14 protein-coding genes are annotated in these 20,093 nt (G+C 56.0%); 10 read left to right on the forward strand and 4 right to left on the reverse strand.

Translation table 11 applies throughout. From position 1 onward, the window contains the following. Positions 1 to 432: 432 nt before the first annotated feature. From NBH09_RS00685 to NBH09_RS00700, 4 genes are all read left to right on the forward strand, one after another. Positions 433 to 1,167 carry a 3'-5' exonuclease gene (locus NBH09_RS00685; RefSeq protein WP_117839659.1) on the forward strand — a complete coding sequence of 245 codons (735 nt, stop codon included), beginning with the start codon at positions 433 to 435 and terminating at the stop codon, positions 1,165 to 1,167. Between the two features lie 191 nt (positions 1,168 to 1,358). Beyond that, on the forward strand, positions 1,359 to 3,689 hold the full coding sequence (gene hsdR, locus NBH09_RS00690) for an EcoAI/FtnUII family type I restriction enzme subunit R (protein ID WP_117839660.1): 2,331 nt from the start codon (positions 1,359 to 1,361) through the stop codon (positions 3,687 to 3,689). Between the two features lie 19 nt (positions 3,690 to 3,708). Next, the gene (locus NBH09_RS00695; protein ID WP_117839661.1) at positions 3,709 to 5,187 is read left to right on the forward strand and encodes a class I SAM-dependent DNA methyltransferase; all 1,479 of its coding nucleotides are present in this window, start codon (positions 3,709 to 3,711) and stop codon (positions 5,185 to 5,187) included. Continuing rightward, positions 5,188 to 6,789, forward strand: a complete 1,602-nt coding sequence (locus tag NBH09_RS00700) for a restriction endonuclease subunit S (RefSeq protein ID WP_250786773.1) — start codon at positions 5,188 to 5,190, stop codon at positions 6,787 to 6,789. It abuts the gene before it with no gap. Here NBH09_RS00700 and NBH09_RS00705 read toward each other — a convergent pair. Continuing rightward, positions 6,779 to 7,576 carry a tyrosine-type recombinase/integrase gene (locus NBH09_RS00705; RefSeq protein WP_117839663.1) on the reverse strand — a complete coding sequence of 266 codons (798 nt, stop codon included), beginning with the start codon at positions 7,574 to 7,576 and terminating at the stop codon, positions 6,779 to 6,781. The genes NBH09_RS00700 and NBH09_RS00705 overlap by 11 nt on opposite strands. A 33-nt stretch (positions 7,577 to 7,609) precedes the next feature. Further along, complete coding sequence (locus tag NBH09_RS00710; protein ID WP_250786774.1) at positions 7,610 to 9,076, reverse strand: restriction endonuclease subunit S; 1,467 nt, start codon at positions 9,074 to 9,076, stop codon at positions 7,610 to 7,612. A 193-nt stretch (positions 9,077 to 9,269) separates the two neighbouring features. Between NBH09_RS00710 and NBH09_RS00715 the strand changes: the two genes are divergently transcribed. Together NBH09_RS00715 and NBH09_RS00720 are read left to right on the forward strand one after the other, a co-directional pair. After that, positions 9,270 to 11,393 carry a DUF262 and DUF1524 domain-containing protein gene (locus NBH09_RS00715; protein WP_117839665.1) on the forward strand — a complete coding sequence of 708 codons (2,124 nt, stop codon included), beginning with the start codon at positions 9,270 to 9,272 and terminating at the stop codon, positions 11,391 to 11,393. 288 nt (positions 11,394 to 11,681) lie between these two features. After that, complete coding sequence (locus NBH09_RS00720; RefSeq protein WP_117839666.1) at positions 11,682 to 13,004, forward strand: ATP-binding protein; 1,323 nt, start codon at positions 11,682 to 11,684, stop codon at positions 13,002 to 13,004. 37 nt (positions 13,005 to 13,041) lie between these two features. On the opposite strand, the gene NBH09_RS00725 is transcribed toward NBH09_RS00720, so the two are convergent. Together NBH09_RS00725 and NBH09_RS00730 are read right to left on the reverse strand one after the other, a co-directional pair. Then, positions 13,042 to 14,025 carry a hypothetical protein gene (locus tag NBH09_RS00725; protein ID WP_117839667.1) on the reverse strand — a complete coding sequence of 328 codons (984 nt, stop codon included), beginning with the start codon at positions 14,023 to 14,025 and terminating at the stop codon, positions 13,042 to 13,044. 123 nt (positions 14,026 to 14,148) lie between these two features. Beyond that, positions 14,149 to 14,802: a helix-turn-helix transcriptional regulator gene (locus NBH09_RS00730; protein ID WP_040359230.1), complete on the reverse strand. Its 654-nt coding sequence runs from the start codon at positions 14,800 to 14,802 to the stop codon at positions 14,149 to 14,151. 277 nt (positions 14,803 to 15,079) lie between these two features. Between NBH09_RS00730 and dpaL the strand changes: the two genes are divergently transcribed. The 4 genes from dpaL to NBH09_RS00750 all read left to right on the forward strand — a co-directional run bounded on the left by dpaL (position 15,080) and on the right by NBH09_RS00750 (position 20,088). Continuing rightward, positions 15,080 to 16,294, forward strand: a complete 1,215-nt coding sequence (gene dpaL, locus NBH09_RS00735; RefSeq protein WP_117583046.1) for a diaminopropionate ammonia-lyase — start codon at positions 15,080 to 15,082, stop codon at positions 16,292 to 16,294. A gap of 238 nt (positions 16,295 to 16,532) precedes the next feature. Continuing rightward, entirely contained in the window at positions 16,533 to 17,918 is a 1,386-nt protein-coding gene (locus NBH09_RS00740) for a YgeY family selenium metabolism-linked hydrolase (protein ID WP_099432046.1), read from the forward strand. Between the two features lie 201 nt (positions 17,919 to 18,119). Continuing rightward, positions 18,120 to 19,322, forward strand: coding sequence for a knotted carbamoyltransferase YgeW (gene ygeW, locus NBH09_RS00745; RefSeq protein ID WP_195644111.1), 1,203 nt, complete (start codon positions 18,120 to 18,122; stop codon positions 19,320 to 19,322). A gap of 151 nt (positions 19,323 to 19,473) precedes the next feature. Next, positions 19,474 to 20,088, forward strand: coding sequence for a nucleotidyltransferase family protein (locus NBH09_RS00750; RefSeq protein ID WP_250786775.1), 615 nt, complete (start codon positions 19,474 to 19,476; stop codon positions 20,086 to 20,088). The last annotated feature ends 5 nt before the right edge of the window (positions 20,089 to 20,093 follow it).

A 20,093-nucleotide genomic window follows, 5' to 3' on the forward strand; every position in this document is an offset into this window, starting at 1 on the left:
ACTGAAAAACCATTTGTTGAACCTGGCGCCCGTGGGTAAAATAAGGCAGACGGCAGCCCAAGTAGTGAAGAGCTGGGCAGCGCCGTTGCTTGGTCAAGAGGTCAGTGCCTTAATGGCAGCGACTTGTTATGCTTCGAATGCTGCTTGAGTGCCTCGGAAAGTTCGATAAGCGCCGTGAAGAGCAAGACCAAAGCAACCAAGAGCTCTGTGAGCTCTGATGGGCCCGGGATGACCTCTGATTCAAGTCACCGGTCCTCAATTTTTATCACATGCATTTGAATAGAGCGGGCGGGATCCCTTGGGTCCGTTTGTGTGGCGCGTGCCTGGTGCACGGCATTGCACCCCGCTTTTGTGTCCGCACGGGCGCCTATCCTTACGGCAATGTAGCCGCTTATGTAACCAAGCGGCAGGCAACGGAGAAAGGCCCTAACCGTGTCAGCTGAAAAGACGCCGTGCATCTCGGCTATCGATACGACGAACTTTGCGCGCCAGATCGTGCTGGACTTTGAGTTTGCGCCGGTGCCAAAGCAGCGCCAGCGCCGTGGACTGCGCAATGAGGTTATCGAGGTCGGCGCCGTCAAGCTCGATTACCACGGCAACGTTATGGGCGAGTTCTCGCAGTTTGTGCAGACGGAATTTACCGAAGGCGTTGCGTTTCCCGTCCGCGAGCTCACAGGGATATCGGCCGTGGATACCGCGATGGCCGATCCGCTCTATGTGGTGATCAAAAGGCTCAGCGATTGGATCGGTCGCTACTCCGCCCAGGTGGTCTGTTGGAGCGGGGCGGACCGTCGACAGCTTTTGACCGAGTGCCAGGCAAAGCGCATCGACCTTTCCGCATTTCCTACGGACTGGGCCGACCTGCAGGCGTTTTACACCTCGATCATGGACGTGGGCAGCCACGGGTGTGTCTCTTTGAGTGACGCGGCGACGTGGTTTGGCATCGGGCTCGACGAGTCGACGGGTCACGCCCACAGCGCCCTAGCCGATGCGCGCGTAACCGCCAAGCTGCTCAGGCAGATGATGGACGGGGACTATCACGTGAGTCCGCGTGCCCAGGAGATCCGCCAGCGGTGGGGGATGGGCGAGCGACCCCAGACGCGCCTTTCCAGCAAGTGCCCCGAGCTGGGCGACCTGCTGCTGAAGCTGAAAGCGGAGGGGAGGTAGGCAGGACTCCGGGAATGACCTCTGATGCAAGTCATCGGAGCTCATGTTGCTTTCTTTGGAGCTTTCTCACGGAGCTGACTTTACTTCGTCTCATTTCGTATAAAGCAGCTGCTAGATTGCATGGTGATGATAAAATTAATAAGTTCAACACCAACAGTTGCCGCCTTGCGCAATGAGGAGTTCCGAGACGTATGAACGAGTCTGATACACGGCTTAAGCTCATCGATCCTGCGATTATGAAGTCGTGGGATCGCAACACCCAAGTCTTCACTGAGTATTTCTTTACCAGTGGCGAGATTGTCGTGCGCGGAAGCATGGTCTCCCGCAAAGACAAGAAGAAGGCGGACTACCTTCTGATGTACGCTCCCGGTATCCCTATCGCAATCGTCGAGGCCAAGGATACGGAGCACACCGTTGATGCCGGTCTCCAACAGGGGATGGGATATGCTCAACTGCTCGATATTCCGTTTGCATACAGCTCAAACGGAAAGGGTTTTGTTGAGCACGATTTTCTTACCGGGAAAGAGCGCGCTCTCGCCATGAACGAGTTCCCCGCTCCGGCGGAGCTCTGGACACGATACTCAAAAGCTAAGGGACTTGAGCATCCGTATAGCCAGGAGATTGTGACCGCTCCGTATTACCAGGAGCACGGCGGCAATCATCCTCGCTACTATCAGTGCATCGCCATCAATCGTACGCTTGAAGCTATTGCGCGAGGTAAGAATCGCATCTTGCTCGTTATGGCAACGGGAACGGGAAAGACTTTTACGGCTTTTCAAATCGTTCATCGCTTGCGACAGACTACCGAGGTTCGTAAGGTTCTCTATCTGGCGGACCGCAATATTCTCGTCGATCAGACCATAGACGGCGATTTCAAGCCTCTCAAGAGGGTTACAACCAAAGTCGTAGGCCGAAAGCTCGATTCTGCTTACGAGGTCTATTTCTCGCTCTACCAACAGCTTGTTGGTGAAAACGGTGAAGAAATATTCCGCGAGTTCGACTCGGAATTTTTCGATTTGATTATCGTTGACGAGTGCCATCGCGGAAGCGCCGCGGCGGACTCCGCATGGCGTAAGGTGCTCGAGTATTTCAATTGTGCAATTCAAATCGGAATGACGGCCACGCCAAAGGAGACTGAAGAGGTTTCAAACATTACCTACTTCGGCGAACCTGTCTATACCTACTCCCTTAAACAAGGCATCGAGGATGGCTTTCTTGCCCCGTATAAAGTTATTCGCCCTAAGCTGAACGTCGACATTTACGGATACCGTACTGAGGAAGGCACCGTAGATGATCGCGGCGAAGCTCTGCCCAAACGTGTTTTCGAGAAGCAAGACTTCGACAGCGAGATTGTCATCAAAGAGCGCTACGAGGAAGTTGCCAAGCGGATAACTCAATTTCTAAAGGAGACGGATCGTTACTCCAAGACCATAGTCTTTTGCGTTGACATCGAGCATGCCGAAAATATGCGACGTGCCCTTGTAAACGAGAACGCCGATATCGTAAGAGATCACCCCACCTACATCATGAAGATTACGGGTGACGACAGGGAAGGTAAGGCTCAGTTAGATAACTTCATCGACCCCGACGAGAAATACCCGACCATCGTTACGACTTCGAAGCTTCTCACCACTGGCGTTAATTGCAAGACGTGTAAGGTAGTCGTGCTCGACAACAAGTTCGGTGAGCACGGAATGACGGAGTTCAAGCAGATTATCGGCCGCGGGACCCGTATCTGTGAGGACTACGACAAACTTTATTTCACCATCCTCGATTTTCGTGACGCATCGCGTTTGTTTGCAGATCCCGAGTTTGATGGCGAACCTGTTGTTGTGTTTGAGCCTAATCCGGGTGACCCCATTGCGGATCCGGGTCCCGGCGGCAATGGCGGCAGTCCCGTTCCGCCTCCGTCTCCAATCGTAGACCCACCCGTATTACCGCCGGACGATCCGTCTTCTCATGTGAAATATCACGTTCATGGGGCCGACGTCTATGTAGTGTCGGAGATGGTGCAGTATTACTCATCCGATGGTCTTCTTGTAACTGAGAGCCTTAAGGACTATACGCGGAAGAACATTCTTGGCGAATACGACACTCTTGACCACTTCCTAGCGGCGTGGAACTCTGAACATAAGAAGCAAGCAATTATCGATGAGCTGCGCGCACGTGGCGTATTCCTGGATGAGCTGCGGCTCGAGACTGGGCAGGAGCAAATGAGCGACTTTGACCTCATTTGCCATATTGCTTACGACCAGAGACCTCTTACGCGCAGCGAGAGAGCCAATAGCGTCAAGAAAAAGGGCGTGCTTTATGAGTATGCCGGCGTCGCGCGCGAGGTCCTTGAAGCACTTCTCGACAAATATGCGACGTCGAACCTCGTAGACTTGGACGATACCCATGTCCTCGATCTCGAGGAGTTCCGTCGGTTTGGCAGCCCAATGAAGATCGTTGCCGCATTCGGCGGCAAACAACAGTACATTCAAGCAGCGCAGATGCTCGAGGACGAGCTCTACATCGCATAGAGAAAGGTAACGATAGCAAATGGCACTGGGATCTCTTGTAAAGACCCTGCAGAACATCATGCGCAAAGATGCTGGCATCAATGGCGATGCGCAGCGCATCGAGCAGATGACCTGGCTTTTCTTCCTCAAGATTTACGATGCCAAGGAGCAGGAGTGGGAGTTTCACGATGACTCCTATCAGTCCATCATCCCCGAGCGCCTGCGCTGGCATAGCTGGGCGCACGATGCGAAGGACGGTAAGGCGCTTACTGGTGATGAGCTTCTCGACTTTGTAAACAATGATCTATTCAAGACCCTTGAGAGTCTTGAGCTTGCACCTGATGCGCCTTTGCGACACGTCGTCGTCAAGGCTGCTTTTACTGACGCCAACAACTACATGAAGGATGGGATTCAGCTTCGTCAAGTCATCAACGAGATTGACGGGTCGGTTGACTTTACCGAGTACAAAGAGCGCCACGCCTTCGGTGAAATTTACGAGACCATCCTGAAAGACTTGCAGTCCGCAGGTAATGCCGGCGAGTTTTACACGCCCCGAGCGGTGACTGACTTTATGGCCCAGGCGCTTGCGCCCAAGCTCGGCGAGACTGTGGCTGACTTCGCGTGTGGCACGGGCGGCTTTTTGACGAGCGCCCTCAAGATTCTCGACTCCCAGGTTCAGACTCCGGCCGATCGTGAGCTCTATGCAAGATCGGTCTACGGTATCGAGAAGAAGCAGCTCCCTTACCTGCTGTGCGTGACCAACATGCTGTTGCACGATATCGATAATCCTGAAGTCTTTCACGATAACTCTCTCGAGAAGGACGTTCGCGAGTGGAAGCACAAGCCTGACGGCCAGTTTGACGTTGTACTTATGAACCCACCGTATGGCGGGTCCGAGAGTGCATCGGTGCAAAACAACTTTCCTGTTGCACTCCGTAGCTCCGAGACTGCAGATCTATTCCTTGGACTCATTCTTTATCGTCTTAAGCGAGGCGGCCGCGCTGCTGTTATCATTCCGGATGGTTTTCTCTTTGGCCAGGATGGTGCAAAGACGGAGATCAAGCGTCGCCTGCTTGAGGACATGAACCTGCATACTGTCTTGCGCCTTCCACAGAGTGTCTTCGCTCCGTACACGCCCATCACTACTAACGTTCTGTTCTTCGATAATACGGGGGCCTCTGAGGGCGTTTGGTTCTATCGCATGGACATGCCCGAGGGGTATAAACACTTCTCTAAGACCAAGCCCATTAGGATCGAACATTTTGCGCCTGTAAAGGAGTGGTGGGAGAATCGTCGGGATATCGAGGAAGACGGCAATCCCAAGGCCAAGTTCTATACGGTTGACGAGCTGCGAGACGGCGGCTTTAACTTTGACGTATGCGGCTATCCTCACGAGGAAGAGGAGATCTTACCGCCGGACGAACTGATCAGGAGCTACAAAGAAGAGCGTGCTAGGCTCGACGCCGAGATTGACCAGAAGTTGGCTCGAATTTGCGAGATTCTTGGGATTGAGGCGTAGATGAAGGCAAAAGACCTGAAGAACTCAATCCTTCAAATGGCAATTGAAGGCAAACTTGTGCCGCAGGATCCGAACGACGAGCCTGCCAGCGTCCTTCTTAAACGTATTCGTGAGGAAAAGCATAGGCTAATTGCTGAAGGTAAGGCCAAATTCCCGAAGGGCGGGGAGAGCATTATTTATATCGGTTCCGATGGCTCCCCCTATGAGAAGAGGGTGGACGCCAAGGGTCGCGTGCTAAGCGATAGGTGTATCGCGGATGAGGTGCCGTTTGAGGAGTTGCCCGAAGGATGGGCTTGGGCAAGACTAGAAAGCTTGTGCTCAGTAATTACCGACGGCGACCATCAAGCTCCACCCCAACAAGCAGATGGGATACCGTTTCTTGTCATCTCCGACGTCTCGTCAGGCAAGATTGACTTTTCCAATACTCGACATGTTTCATCGAATTATTTCGATTCACTCGACGGCTCAAGAAAGCCTCGTTACAGTGATTTGCTGCTAACCGTAACGGGATCGTTCGGGATTGTGGTGCCAGTCAATACCGAAGAGCGTTTTTGCTTTCAACGTCACATTGCCTTGCTTCGCCCCTTGGGCTACAGACGGTTCATGATAAATGCCCTTGCGGCACCATCAACATACGCATATTTCAATGCCAAGGCTACCGGTACCGCTCAGAAAACAGTTTCGTTGGGATGCTTGAGGTCTACGCTTCTTGCTCTTCCGCCAGAAAATGAGGAGCCGAGAATTATAAATCAGCTCACTCAGCTCATGCCCCTGGTCGAGGAGTACGGCGAGCTCGAGGACGCCCGCGAGGCGCTCGACGCCGCGCTGCCCGGCCGCCTGCGGAAGTCGGTGCTGCAGCTGGCGGTTCAGGGAGGGCTTGTGCCGCAGGACCCCGCAGACGAGCCCGCCGGCGTCCTGCTCGAGCGCATCCGCGGGCAGCGCCGGCAGCTCGTGGCCGAGGGGAAGATGAGGGCCCCGAAGGGCGGCGAGTCGATCATCTTCGCCGGTTCCGATGGCCGCCGCTATGAGAAGAGGGTGGACGCAAAGGGCCGCGAGTCCGAGCCCGTCTGCATCGAGGACGAGATCCCGTTCGAGATACCCGAGGGCTGGGAGTGGCGTCGCTTAGGGTCTCTTGTCTTGAATCGCGGGCAGAAGAGGCCTGAGGCGCGTTTTGCCTATATCGACATCTCGTCGATTGACAATGTGAACCAAAAGCTTGGACAGGAAACTGTTATAAATGCAGCTGACGCGCCTTCACGAGCAAGAAAGCTAGTCGCAAAGAATGATGTGCTCTATGCGACCGTTCGCCCTTATTTGCATAATGCCTGTATCGTAGATAAAGATTTTAATATTGAGCCCATCGCAAGTACTGGGTTTGCTGTCCTTTCATGTCTTGATGGATTCCTTCCTAGTTTTCTTCTCTACTTTTTGGTTTCTCCTAGCTTTGACTCTTATGCAAATGCCAATGAGAACGCAAAGGGGGTTGCCTATCCGGCAATCAATGACAACAGGCTGTATCGCGCTCTAATCCCTGTTCCCCCAGCCAGCGAGCAGAAACGAATTGTTTCTAGAATCACCGAAGTATTTGCTCTTACCAATTAACTGCTTCATCAACCGCGGCGCGCTGTTCATTGGCGGTGCGTCGCAGGTAGATTCGTGTCGTCTCAATGCTCTCGTGCCCCATCAAGTCGGCAAGCAGCGAAATGTCTGGGTTGCGGTCGATGAAGTTCTTTGCGAATAGGTGTCTAAACGAATGCGGATAGACCACGTTTGGATCAACGCCGTAACGAATGGCAGCACGTTTGAGCCCAAGGGCTATTCCGCGAGAGCTAATCGCGTTTTCTCCTTTGCCAGGAAACAACAATGCGCCATGGTCACGCTCCGGCATCCAGTCCTTCGTCTCCCGACAGAGTATTTCAGGTATCCAGACCCTGCGAAGCTTTTGGCCTTTGGAAACTATGTCCATATAGCCATCGAAGGCATGTTTAGCCCTAAACTGCCGCAACTCGCTCACACGGGCACCCGTACAGCCAAGATAACGAACAACGAAGTACCAGAACAAATTATTGTCGCCCTTCAAGCCGTCCTTTAGCTGTGCATACTGCTCATTGCTAATAATATTATCGAGGAAGGGCTTCTGTTGGATCTTTACTCCTTTTAGTCGTATTCCGTCAAATGCGATGTAATCCAAATAGGCGTTAATGGCTCCGATGCGGCTGTTAGCGGTCTTGGGTGCAAACGACGAAACCAGCCATTCCTTGTGGGCAAGAAGTGACTGGTTCGTGAGGGATTGGATACGATTGATTAGCTGATCAATCGCAAATGCGTACGAGTTAACTGTATTCTCCGCATAACCCTTCTCCCGTAAGTGCTGAGCAAACTTTTTCATGGCATCATCCTTTCGACAATGCCATGAAAACAGCTAATCGTTAGTGTTTCGCAACATTTCGAGCCACTCGAAGATGCGACGTTGTTCGGGCAACGGCGGAAGTGGAACAAGAAGGTTGAGCACGTAAGATTCCTTGACGTTATTTATGTTAGTACCGGTCGAAAGCACCCTAATGCGGCTTCGATATAAGTCGGAAAAGAAAATGAGCCAGCACCAGCCTTGACAGGCCAAGGGTCTCGCAATCCGCAAGAATGCTCCGATTTGCGTATTGGGCATCTCTCTCGAAACGAATCCGGGCTTGCCGATCACCTTTTTACTGCCCGTTGACGCAACATACAGTACGTCTCCGACCTGAACTTGAGCAGAGGGTACGACGTGTCCGTAATCGAGGAATACATCGTCTGTGCCGATCGTCAGTGACCCATTCTCGAGGATGTTTCCTCCCCTCAGGATACGAATCCCCTGACTCGTCACTTCGTGCTTTTTGTAGGAAGTACCTGGCGCAAGATCAATTAACGTGGAAAATCTCGCCCACTCCCAGCCCTCGGGTATCTCGAACGGGATCTCGTCCTCGATGCAGACGGGCTCGGACTCGCGGCCCTTTGCGTCCACCCTCTTCTCATAGCGGCGGCCATCGGAACCGGCGAAGATGATCGACTCGCCGCCCTTCGGGGCCCTCATCTTCCCCTCGGCCACGAGCTGCCGGCGCTGCCCGCGGATGCGCTCGAGCAGGACGCCGGCGGGCTCGTCTGCGGGGTCCTGCGGCACAAGCCCTCCCTGAACCGCCAGCTGCAGCACCGACTTCCGCAGGCGGCCGGGCAGCGCGGCGTCGAGCGCCTCGCGGGCGTCCTCGAGCTCGCCGTACTCCTCGACCAGGGGCATGAGCTCGTTTATGCGTTTGACGACGCGGCGTTGCTCGGCGAGGGGCGGGAGGGGGAGAATGAAGTCCGGTATATCACCGAGATTAATTTTGAAAGTATGGGTTCCGCCGCCGACTTTAACTTTTTCGATCCATGCGAAACCAACGGGAGAATCAATGCATGAACAAATCCACTCCGCAATAGCTATGGAAACTGGTCGGAGTAATCCCAGGCTGACAAAGATGCTGAATTCATAATCGACGTCAACGATAATCGGCTTGCCCAGAGTTCCAATGCGGCAAAGCAAGATGTCTCCGCGGCCAGGTTTCACTCGCCTACAAAGATCTTCATGAGTTTCTCGACTGATGTACCGCACTTTAGTCAAGTCAAACGAGCCACCAGAAACGTTTTGCACCGAAAGAAACAAGACGCCAGTCTCAGTATATTGAGGTGTCTTATGCGTACCGTCCGAAACAAGTGAGAGCAGATTGCCCAATCTCGTCCAGCACCACCCCTCGGGCAGTTCCTCAAACGGTATTTCGTTCGCGATACACTTATCGCTTGTCACGCGGCCCTTGGCATCCACCCTCTTCTCATAGGGGGAGCCATGGGAACTTGATGGGCATTCAATTGCATACAATCGCGTCCTAGTGAATCGCGTCCCAACGCCATGCTTTAATGCATGCAAAAACGCACCTGCAACAAGCGTTGTAAAATCTAGTGATATGAGCATCCCGGTTGCTTCAGCACCTCGATGCTCTCGTCTTTAGCGCCCTCCGCTCAGTGGAGGACTGACTGCAAACGGCGTAAACAAGACAAGGGGGATTGCGCAAATGAAAGCAACTGAGGCGAATCTGCTCGACCTTATGGGCGTGGCGAAGATGCAGTTCGTCATTCCCGTGTACCAGCGAGTTTACTCGTGGAGTGTAAAAGAGTGCGAGGTGCTTTGGGATGACGTCATGCGAGCGGGTCGTGATGGCGTATCGCACTTCGTGGGGTCGATGCTTTATATCCCCGAGTCCGAGAGCTCTGCCACGAGTATTTCGCGCGTGCTTCTGATTGACGGACAGCAGCGCATGACGACGTTTTCGTTGATGATTACAGCCTTGGCTGAATATCTGGAGGATAATCCCGACAAGGCCGGCTTCCTTGGCGATCTCAAGATCTCAGCGCTGCGGAAGAACTATCTCTTTAACGATGATGACTACAACGGCCTGGCGCGCTACAAATTAGTGCTCTCGCAGGACGATAAAGAGACTCTGTTTTCCATCGTGTCTGGGTTTCCCATGCCAGATGAAAAATCGGATCGCATTGTCGAGAACCATGCGTTCTTCCGCGAAAAGATGCGCGGAAAATCATTCGATCCGGCAAGGCTTTGGGCGGGGCTAAACCGCGTGCAGGTCATCGATACTAAGCTCACCGCTGGCGTCGATAATGCCCAGCTCATATTTGAGTCCATGAACTCCAAGGGCAAGCCCCTCATGCCCATCGATCTCATACGCAACTATGTTCTTATGTCGCTTCCTAACGACGAACAGACCAAGCTCTACGAGGGCTACTGGCATCCCATTGAGCGTCTGTTTGGAAAAGGGGGCGAGGGCGAGTTTAACGCCTTCATTTGGTACTGGCTGTGGCTCAAGGCTCCCAATAGGCAGCCAAAGGAGAATGAGGCTTATTACGAGTTCAAACGGTATTTTACCGATGACTACGACGGAGACACCGAGAGTCTGCTCAAGGAGTTGCGCGAGTATGCGCAAAGGTATGCCAGCCTGTTCCGAGACAAAGAAAAGGACGCTGGCCTACGTCGGGTGTTCAGCAGAATCGTAAGCCTTGATGTGAGACAGATCAGGCCTCTTTTGATGCTGCTCTACTCGGTTTACGAGAGAAATAGGCTAGACCGCAACGCGTTCCTTCGCATCTGCGAGACCATCGAGTCGTTTCTGTTTAGACGCGCGGTTTGCGGCAGGCTTACCACGGGCTTAAACAACTTTTTTGCAGGCATGTATCGCAACCTGGAGCTTCAAGCCGATATAGAGGAGTACGTTACGGCGATGCTCCTTATCCACAGCAGCGGTATGACCGCGTACTTCCCGACAGACGAGCATTTTGTCGAGGAGCTTAAGACGCGTGACTGTTACAACCGCTTCTCTAAAAAGCGCTATTACCTGGAGCGTATGGAGAACTGGCACCACCCGAAGGAGCCCATCTCGGCTGACGATTACCAGATCGAGCACGTCATGCCCCAGACGATCGATGGTGAGCACGGCTGGAAGGAATCGCTTGGTGAGAACTGGGAAGACATCCACGACAGGCTGTGCAACAACTTGGGAAATCTTACGCTGACGGGCTACAACCAGGAGTACTCAAACCGGTCGTTCTCGGACAAGCTCAATCTTCCGAACGTGGGACTTAAATGCAGCCCGCTCTACCTAAACAAGTCGATCGCCTCGCATGAAAAATGGGGCGAGGAGGAGATTAGGCAGCGCGCGGACGATCTGGCGAAAGAGGCGTGTGAGATATGGAAATATCCCGACCTTCCGGCAGATGTCGTCGACAAGTATCGCCCCTCTCGTGGGAAGTCTGACGAGGTGCCTATTTGGACCTTGCAAGAGAACCATCCAACCTTTGCCGAGGGCGGGCTTAATCAAAAATTGTTCGAGGAGATACGCGAGTCTATCCTCAACGCCAATCCTTCGTGGGAATCCTATATGGCCAAGTACTACGTAGGATTCAGGTCGGGCAAACGGAAGTTGCATGCCGTGCTGGAAGGCAGGACTAGCAACGGCGGCTGGATTGCCGTTGGCTTGGCAAAGAGTGTGGACGAGCTGATTGACCCGGAGGCCATGTGTCAGGACAAGCGCGCACAGGGTGGATTTGGGCCGGGTATGCCGACCTATGTTGCACTCCGTAGCGCTGACGATATTCCGGCGGTGCTCGATCTTATAAAGCAGTGCTAGGTTGAAGGCCGGGGATTGGCCCCCCGGCCCTCATTGCCTCAGATTTGTTGGTGGCTCTTCACCGTAAAGCGCATCTGGTGGGAGAGGCTGCTCTTGGTCGGTTGGTGTCGGAATCGCGGGCAATTATTCGGCCTAAATCCGGAAAAGTGCAATATTGACTGGTATAAAAGTACGGAAAAGTGTCGTAATACACACTTCAAAACCTCGAAAAAGTGTCGATTTGAGCACATAACAATCACGGAAAAGTGTATCCTAGTGCTAAAACAGCACGTAATAAGGGGTACGCTTATGCTACAGAGAAAAGCGAAAGCACAGTTTGAATCTTGGCTTGCCTCGTCGCCTAACAAGGCTCTTTTGGTCAAGGGCGCCCGACAGGTAGGAAAGTCATATTTGGTCAACGTCTTTGCAAGCGAATCGTTCGAAAATGTCGTGACGTTCGACCTTATCGCCGACGCGTCCGTGCGCGATTCGTTTTTGGCGGCAAAAAGCGCGGATGACCTGCTTATGCGCATGTCTATTGCTGCAACGCAGCCGATGGTTGCGAACAAGACCGTTGTGGTTATCGACGAGGTGCAGCGATGCCCCAACGTAGTGACGTTTATCAAATACCTGGTCCAGCGCGGCGACTTTCGATACATCCTTACCGGATCGCTCCTTGGTGTTGAGCTCGAGGGCATCGATTCCCTGCCGGTGGGGTATGTCGAGCAGGTCCAGATGTACCCGCTCGACTTTGAGGAGTTCTGCTGGGCAAGCGGCGTTGCTGCCGGAGCGTTTGACATGCTCAGGGGTTGTCTAAAGGACGAAAAGGAGCTCCCCGGCTATCTGTATGACCGCTTGCTCAATCTGTTCCATCAGTATGTGGTGGTGGGGGGCATGCCCGACGCGGTCAATTCCTTCTTGGCGACGCGCAATGTCGACGAGGTTCGAAACATCCATCGCGATCTTCACGCCCTGTATCGCGATGACATCGCAAAGTACGCTCCGCCTGAGCTACGCTTGGTTATTCGCGATATCTATGATCTGATTCCCAGCGAGGCCGGCTCCAAAAACAAGCGATTCAAACTGTCATCGATTAACGGTGTCAAACGTTTTTCGCAGGTGACAGATCATTTTCTCTGGCTATCGGAGGCGGGTGTCGCGCTTCCCGTGTATAACGTAACGGCGCCCGTGGCACCCCTTTTATTGGGGGAGCAACGAAATTTGTTCAAGCTGTTTTACTTGGACACCGGAATGCTCATGTCGTCGTATTCCAAAAGGGTCGCCCAAGGCGTTTTTGATGGGGGGACGGAAGACGCCTTTGGCATGAACATGGGGGCGGCGTTTGAGGGCTTCGTTGCCCAAGAGCTCAAAGCCCACGGATTCAGATTGCGCTACTTTACGTCTAAAAAAGTCGGCGAGCTCGATTTTGTGGAGGAGACGCTCGATGGGGAGGTTCTTGCCATCGAGGTCAAGTCGGGCAAGAGCTTTAAGTCCCATGCGGCGCTCGACAACGCGCTCGCGACGAAGGGCTACGGAATCGATCGCGCCCTGGTACTTGCGGAATGTAATCTTCACCGCGATGGTGACGTGCTGTATCTGCCCATCTTTATGGCAGGGCTTTTGGAGCCGTAACATGCCGCCGGCTCTTCCGGCCCTCCCTTAACCCCCGCTACTCGTCCCCGTCGTTGGGGTCGCCCTTGAGGGTGTTGATGTCCAGGTACTGGTTATCGTCCTCTTTTTGCTGGGTCTCCGACTCCGCTTGGGTGGGGCCGCGGAACAGCTGGAATCCCTCAAACGCAATGACGCCGAGCAGGGCAATGATAATGGCGATAAAGGCAACCTTGACTGCCTGCGGAAATTCCGAGAAACGCAGCGCCTTTTCCTCGGCGTAATAATCGGCAAAGCGCTCTTCGCCCGTGCTTTTGGTATACGCCGGCGCGGACGCGGCCTCCGGGTCATATTCCGGTGCAGGCGTGGCAGCGTACGGATCGTTGAGATAATCGCTCGATGCGGTGCCATAATCCTCGGTCTCGATGCGACCGGTGCCAGCATAGCCATCGGAATAGTCGGAATATGCCGCACCGCCCTCATAGTCCGCGGCGCTCGTGTTGGCGGCAAAAAGCGGGTTAACTGGAACATCGAGCGCCGGCATGCCGGTAGAGGTCTCATCCAGATCGGTTGCAGCCCAGGAATCGTAGGCAACTTGATGGGCAACGGGCTCGTCGAGCCTTGCGACCGGAGGCTTGCGTGCCGCAGGAACAGGCAACTGCTGGGCGCTGTACATAACGGTGCTGTCGGCCGATTTGCCCTGCGTCGCTGCAGCGAGAAATGCTGCCGTCTCGGACGGGTCGCTTGCGGGGCGGGGAGCGGGCGTGGGCGCCGAAGTGGGTGCGGGCGTAGGCGCGGGCGTCGAAACAGCCGACTGCGCAGGAGTCGGCGCAGATGCGGTCTTAGGCGCAAGTGCGGGATTGGGGTTTGACGGGCGAGCCCCGCCGCCCATGAGTTCGTCGGCGGTCCACGGGCGATCATCCATCACGTCGTCAAGGCTCAGCGAAAACAAGTCGTCTTCACCCTCATCGAACATGCGGTGCACATGTCCACCAATTGCCGGAATCAATCCGCGACCGGTGCATGATGCCTTGCTCAACGCCATTCTGTTCCACCCTTTCGAAATACTAATAACATCGATTATATGGAACTTTCCAAGCGGCTCGGTCTTGGATTCATGCTTTCCAGAACTCGCGCCCAAAAGGGGAGAGGCAATCCAGGCGAGTGCCTACTTGTCGCCTGCTGCCGCCTTGGCCTCATTGAGGTAGCTATAGAAGCTGTACTTGGAGATGCCAAAGAACTCGCAGGCGCGCTCGCTCGACTTGGAAATGAGGAAGGCGCCGCGACGGTCAAGGTAGCCAATGGCACGAATGCGCTCGTCTTTGGTCATGAGTGCCGCGGGCTTGCCCACAAACTGCTCGCACTCGTGCAGCAGGTCTTCGAGCAGGTCGCCGATGTTCTTGGTAATGGGCTCGGGTTCGGTATAGCCCGTGCCGCCGGTGCCGGTAAAGGCGTCGAGCGAACGCTCAAAAGCCTTCATAAGCGTAATGTCAAAGTTGATGCCCAAAATGCCGACAGGCTTGCCCTCATCGTTGCGGATAAAGATCGTCGAGGACTTGAGCAGCTTGCCATCGGTGGTTTTGGTGAGGTATGGCTCGCGGTCGTGTACGTCGGTGGCGCCCTCGTGCATGGACTCAAACACAATATGGCTGGGGCCGTCACCCAGTTTGCGCCCGCTGACGTGGCCGTTTTCGATCACTACGATGGAGTGGTCCACGTCATCGGTCTCCAGATCGTGGACGACGATTTCGCAGTTGGGGCCAAATTGGAGCGCCAGACCGTGTGCAAGGCGCTTATAGAACTCAATCTGTGCGGGGGTCATGGGTGCCTTCCTAAAAATTAGTTTGGGCACACTTTGCCATAAACCACACTTGTTCGCAAATAACGAAAGCGTCGCTGCGTTATGTGACCGTTCGGCGGCGAAAAGGTACCGATTACGGCAACAAACAATTTGTTAGGTTTGCCAATCAAAAAGTGTGATAGAACAGTACTAACAAACTTTTTATTTGGCATCCACATAAAAGTTTAGCCGCATGAATGGGAATGGGCTGAAACGCGTATGCGGGGGCCGGCAAGAGAGGACTTAAGGAGTTCACCGTATGGCCGATAAGATCCAGTGGGCGGGCAACACGATGCCCAAGAGCGATGATAAGCACTTGGGAATCATGAGCCTCGACCACGTGAAGAAGGCCCGCGCCTTCCACCAGTCGTTCCCTCAATATACCGTCACTCCGCTTGCCCGCCTGGACGGTCAGGCTGCGCGCCTGGGCCTGTCCAACCTGTGCGTTAAGGACGAGAGCTACCGCTTTGGCCTCAACGCCTTTAAGGTCCTGGGCGGATCGTTTGCCATGGCCAACTACATTGCCGACGAGACCGGCAAGGACGTTGCCGACTGCACCTTCGATTACCTGACCTCCGATCAGCTGGCCGAGGACTTTGGCCAGGCTACCTTCTTTACCGCCACCGACGGCAACCATGGCCGCGGCGTGGCATGGGCTGCCAACAAGCTGGGCCAGAAGGCCGTCGTGCACATGCCCAAGGGTTCCACCAAGCCCCGCTTTGATAACATCGCCGCCGAGGGCGCCACGGTGACCATCGAAGAGGTCAACTACGACGAGTGCGTGCGCATGGCCGCCGCCGAGGCCGACGCCTGCGAGCGCGGCGTCATCGTTCAGGACACCGCCTGGGAGGGCTACGAGAAGATCCCGTCTTGGATCATGGAGGGCTACGGCACCATGGCTTCCGAGGCGGCCGAGCAGCTGCGCGAGATGGCCATCAACCGCCCGACGCACGTCTTTGTCCAGGCTGGCGTGGGCTCGCTGGCTGGCGCCGTGGTGGGCTACTTCACCAACCTGTATCCCGATAACCCGCCCACCTTCGTCGTGGTCGAGTGCGCGCCTGCCGCCTGCCTGTACAAGGGCGCTGCCGCCGGCGACGGCGACCCGCGCATCGTGGACGGCGACATGCCCTCCATCATGGCCGGCCTGTGCTGCGGCGAGCCCAACATCTTGGGCTGGGATATCCTGCGCAACCACACCACCGCCTTCGTGTCCTGCCCCGACTGGGTCACCGCTCGCGGCATGCGCACCCTGGGCGCTCCCGAGAAGGGCGACCCGCGCGTCATCTCCGGCGAGTCCGGCGCGGTGACCACCGGCCTGGTCGAGACCCTCATGCTCGATCCCGAGTACGCCGAGCTCAAGGAGCTCATCGGCCTGGACAAGACGAGCTCCGTGCTCTGCTTCTCCACCGAGGGCGACACCGATCCGGACCAGTACCGTCGCATCGTCTGGGAGGGCGAGTATCCGACCTGCTAGCGAGCCTAGCCTGTCCGGGTGGCGGAGCATATGTTTACTCCCTGCTCGGACAGTCCTGCTCGCACGGAGAGCACATTAAGTGCTCTCCGGCTCGTGCGGAACTCGCGACGGAGCAAACATATGCTCCGCCACCCTACGTTTACTTGCTTGCCGGGTGCTCGACCTCACGCTGCTTGGCACAAGTGATCTATCTGAAATATCTACCTGTAGGTAAACCCTTGTAGAAAGGTTGACTGTTATGACTAAAGAACTCGATTTTGATGCCATTAAGGCTGCGGCTGAGTCCCATCGTGCTGATATGACTCGCTTCCTGCGCGCCATGATCTCCCACCCCTCTGAGTCCTGCGAGGAGGGCGAGGTTGTCGCTTGCATCAAGGCCGAGATGGAGAGCCTTGGCTATGACGAGGTCAAGGTCGATGGCTTGGGTAACGTCATGGGCTTTATGGGCGAGGGCGACAAGATTATCGCCATCGACTCCCACATCGACACCGTCGGCATCGGCAACATCGAGAACTGGGATGCCGATCCCTATGAGGGCTACGAGACCGACGAGATCATCTACGGCCGCGGCGGCTCTGACCAGGAGGGCGGTATGGCTTCCGCTACCTATGCTGCCAAGATGATGAAGGACATGGGCCTCATCCCCGAGGGCTACAAGATCATGGTCGTCGGCACCGTCCAGGAAGAGGACTGCGACGGCATGTGCTGGCAGTACATCTACAACAAGGACGGCATTAAGCCCGAGTTCGTCATTTCCACCGAGCCCACCGACGGCGGCATCTATCGCGGTCACCGCGGCCGTATGGAGATCCGCGTCGACGTTCACGGCACCTCCTGCCACGGCTCCGCTCCCGACCGCGGCGACAACGCCATCTACAAGATGGCCGACATCATCGCCGACGTCCGCGCCCTCAACAACAACGGCTGCGACGAGTCGACCGACATCAAGGGTCTCGTCAAGATGCTCGACCCCAAGTACAACCCCGAGCACTTCGAGGATGCCCGCTTCCTGGGCCGCGGCACCTGCACCGTCAGCCAGATCTTCTACACCAGCCCCAGCCGCTGCGCTGTCGCTGACTCCTGCGCCATCTCCATCGACCGTCGCATGACCGCCGGCGAGACCTGGGAGTCCTGCCTGGACGAGATCCGCAACCTTCCGGCCGCCAAGAAGTACGGCGACGACGTGAAGGTCTCCATGTACATGTACGACCGTCCGTCCTGGACCGGCGAGGTCTACGAGACCGAGGCTTACTTCCCCACGTGGATCAACAAGGAGACCGCTCCGCACGTCAAGGCCCTCGTCGACGCCCACAAGGCCATGTTTGGTGACGAGCGCATCGGCTGCGAGCCCAGCATGGACAAGCGCACCGGTCGTCCGCTGTGCGACAAGTGGACCTTCTCCACGAACTGCGTTTCCATCCAGGGCCGCTATGGCATCCCCTGCGTCGGCTTTGGCCCGGGTGCCGAGTCTCAGGCTCACGCTCCCAACGAGGTCACCTACAAGGACGACCTGGTCACCGCTGCCGCCATGTATGTGGCTGCCCTGAACCTCTACGATCCGAGCCAGGCCGATGGCGACGCCACCGTGTTCCGCGCCGGTCTGACCAACAACAAGATCGACTAGTCCCATTCCTCGATCTTGTTGAGCCGGGGGCCGCTCGTGTCCCCGGCACCCCCTGTTGACTTGGGGCCCGCGGTCGTTATCTCCCATGCTTCCTCAACGGTAGCGGGTCCTCGTCATAGTGCTCTGCATGTTCTAGCCACACGCGCATGCCGGGGCGCATCTACTCATTGCGATCGTTTCACCTTTAGAAAGGACATTTACATGGACGCCAAGTTTACCGAGCTCGTCGAGCAGCTGAACGGCCTCGATTTTAAGGGCATGTACGGCAGCGACTTCCTGCACACCTGGGATAAGACCACCGATGAGCTCAAGGCGCTCTACATCGTCGCCGACGCCCTGCGCGAGCTGCGCGAGAACAACGTTTCGTCCAAGATCTTTGACTCGGGTCTGGCCGTCTCCCTGTTCCGCGACAACTCCACCCGCACGCGCTTCTCCTTCTCTAAGGCCGCCAACCTGCTCGGCCTTGAGCTGCAGGACCTGGACGAGAAGAAGTCCCAGATCGCCCACGGCGAGACCGTCCGCGAGACCGCTACCATGATCTCCTTCATGGCCGACGTCATCGGCATCCGCGACGACATGTACATCGGCAAGGGCGACGCCTACATGGCCGAGGTCTCCGAGTCTGTCCAGCAGGCCTACGAGGATGGCGTTCTGGACCACCGTCCCACGCTCATCTCCCTGCAGTCCGACTCCGACCACCCCACGCAGTCCTCTGCCGACATGCTCTACCTCATCAACGAGTTTGGCGGTCTTGAGAACCTCAAGGGCAAGAAGGTCGCCGTTACCTGGGCCTATTCGCCCTCTTACGGAAAGCCGCTGTCCTGCCCGCAGTCGCTGATCAGCCTGCTGCCCCGTTTTGGCATGGACGTCACCCTGGCCCACCCCGAGGGCTACGACCTCATGCCCGAGGTCGTCGAGCGCGCCAAGAGCTACGCCGCCGAGTCCGGCACCACCTTTAAGCAGGTCAACACCATGGCCGAGGCCTTCGAGGGCGCCGACATCGTGATCCCCAAGAGCTGGGCTCCGTTTGCCGCTATGGAGAAGCGTACCAATCTGTACGCCGAGGGCGACGACGCCGGCATCGCCGCGCTCGAGAAGGAGCTGCTCGCTCAGAACGCTACGCATCAGGATTGGTGCTCCACGACCGAGCTCATGGAGAAGACCGCCAACGGCCAGGACACCATCTTTATGCACCCGCTGCCCGCCGACATCTCCGGTGTCTCCTGCGAGCACGGCGAGGTCAACGCCGACGTCTTCGACATGCACCGTGTGGGCATGTACAAGGAGGCCAGCTACAAGCCGTACGCCATCGCAGCTATGATGTTCCTGCAGAAGGTTGCCGATCCCGCCGCTACCCTCAAGGCCCTCGACGAGCGCAACACCGCCCGTTGGTTCCAGGCCTAAAGCTGGGCTGAGGTAAGCCATGTAAAGGGGGCGCTCTGCCAACCGGCGGGGTGCCCCCTTTTTTGCATCGTGGGCGTGCGGGATAAGCGCTTTCGATGTAGATGCCCGCGGCGCGAGTTATGGGTACGATGGTTTCAGGGGAGGTATCGCCATGAAACTTGGTTGCGTCATTATGGCTTCGGGCGAGGGCAAGCGGTTTGGCTCTAACAAGATGCTTGCCGATATCTATGGCGAGCCGCTGATTGCCCGGACCATCGATTCGGTTCCCCAGGGCTTTGACGTCGTGGTTTCGACGCGTTGGCCCGAGGTCGCCCAGATTTGCGAGGACAAGCATTGTTCGTGCGTGCTGCACGATGGCGAGCTGCGCAGCGAAAGCGTCCGTGCGGGCCTTTCGTGGGGAGTCGAACGCAACTGGAAAGGTTGCCTCTTTTTGCCGGGCGACCAGCCGCTCGTGAGTTCGGATTCTTTTGAGGCTATGGTTCGTGCATTTGACGAGCGTGGCCGCAAGCATCCGGTGCGTCTTGCGTGCAACGGTGAGCCTTCGAGCCCGGTGCTCTTTCCGGCGGAACTGTTCGATGCACTTATGTGTCTTGAGGGCAAGGACGGCGGGGGCTCGATTCTCAAAGGTCGCGTCGACGTTGCGCTGGTCGAGGCGCGTGCCTACGAGCTGTGGGACGTCGATACCGTCAAGGGACAGCGACGCATAACGGAGCATATTGCCGCCTGCTCGTATTTTGATCGCGTGGCCAACTGCATCAATCAATAAGGAGC

This window comes from Collinsella sp. BG-O-102 (assembly GCF_023656745.1).
GTDB lineage: Bacteria > Actinomycetota > Coriobacteriia > Coriobacteriales > Coriobacteriaceae > Collinsella.

What these genes read in the sequence shown, in the direction of transcription:
- hsdR (WP_117839660.1), top strand. Translation starts at nt 1,359, where the DNA reads ATGAACGAGTCTGATACACGGCTTAAGCTCATCGATCCTGCGATTATG.
- ygeW (WP_195644111.1), top strand. Translation starts at nt 18,120, where the DNA reads ATGGACGCCAAGTTTACCGAGCTCGTCGAGCAGCTGAACGGCCTCGAT.
- NBH09_RS00740 (WP_099432046.1), top strand. Translation starts at nt 16,533, where the DNA reads ATGACTAAAGAACTCGATTTTGATGCCATTAAGGCTGCGGCTGAGTCC.
- NBH09_RS00725 (WP_117839667.1), bottom strand. Translation starts at nt 14,025, where the DNA reads ATGGCGTTGAGCAAGGCATCATGCACCGGTCGCGGATTGATTCCGGCA.
- NBH09_RS00720 (WP_117839666.1), top strand. Translation starts at nt 11,682, where the DNA reads ATGCTACAGAGAAAAGCGAAAGCACAGTTTGAATCTTGGCTTGCCTCG.
- NBH09_RS00715 (WP_117839665.1), top strand. Translation starts at nt 9,270, where the DNA reads ATGAAAGCAACTGAGGCGAATCTGCTCGACCTTATGGGCGTGGCGAAG.
- NBH09_RS00705 (WP_117839663.1), bottom strand. Translation starts at nt 7,576, where the DNA reads ATGAAAAAGTTTGCTCAGCACTTACGGGAGAAGGGTTATGCGGAGAAT.
- NBH09_RS00730 (WP_040359230.1), bottom strand. Translation starts at nt 14,802, where the DNA reads ATGACCCCCGCACAGATTGAGTTCTATAAGCGCCTTGCACACGGTCTG.
- NBH09_RS00750 (WP_250786775.1), top strand. Translation starts at nt 19,474, where the DNA reads ATGAAACTTGGTTGCGTCATTATGGCTTCGGGCGAGGGCAAGCGGTTT.
- NBH09_RS00695 (WP_117839661.1), top strand. Translation starts at nt 3,709, where the DNA reads ATGGCACTGGGATCTCTTGTAAAGACCCTGCAGAACATCATGCGCAAA.
- dpaL (WP_117583046.1), top strand. Translation starts at nt 15,080, where the DNA reads ATGGCCGATAAGATCCAGTGGGCGGGCAACACGATGCCCAAGAGCGAT.
- NBH09_RS00700 (WP_250786773.1), top strand. Translation starts at nt 5,188, where the DNA reads ATGAAGGCAAAAGACCTGAAGAACTCAATCCTTCAAATGGCAATTGAA.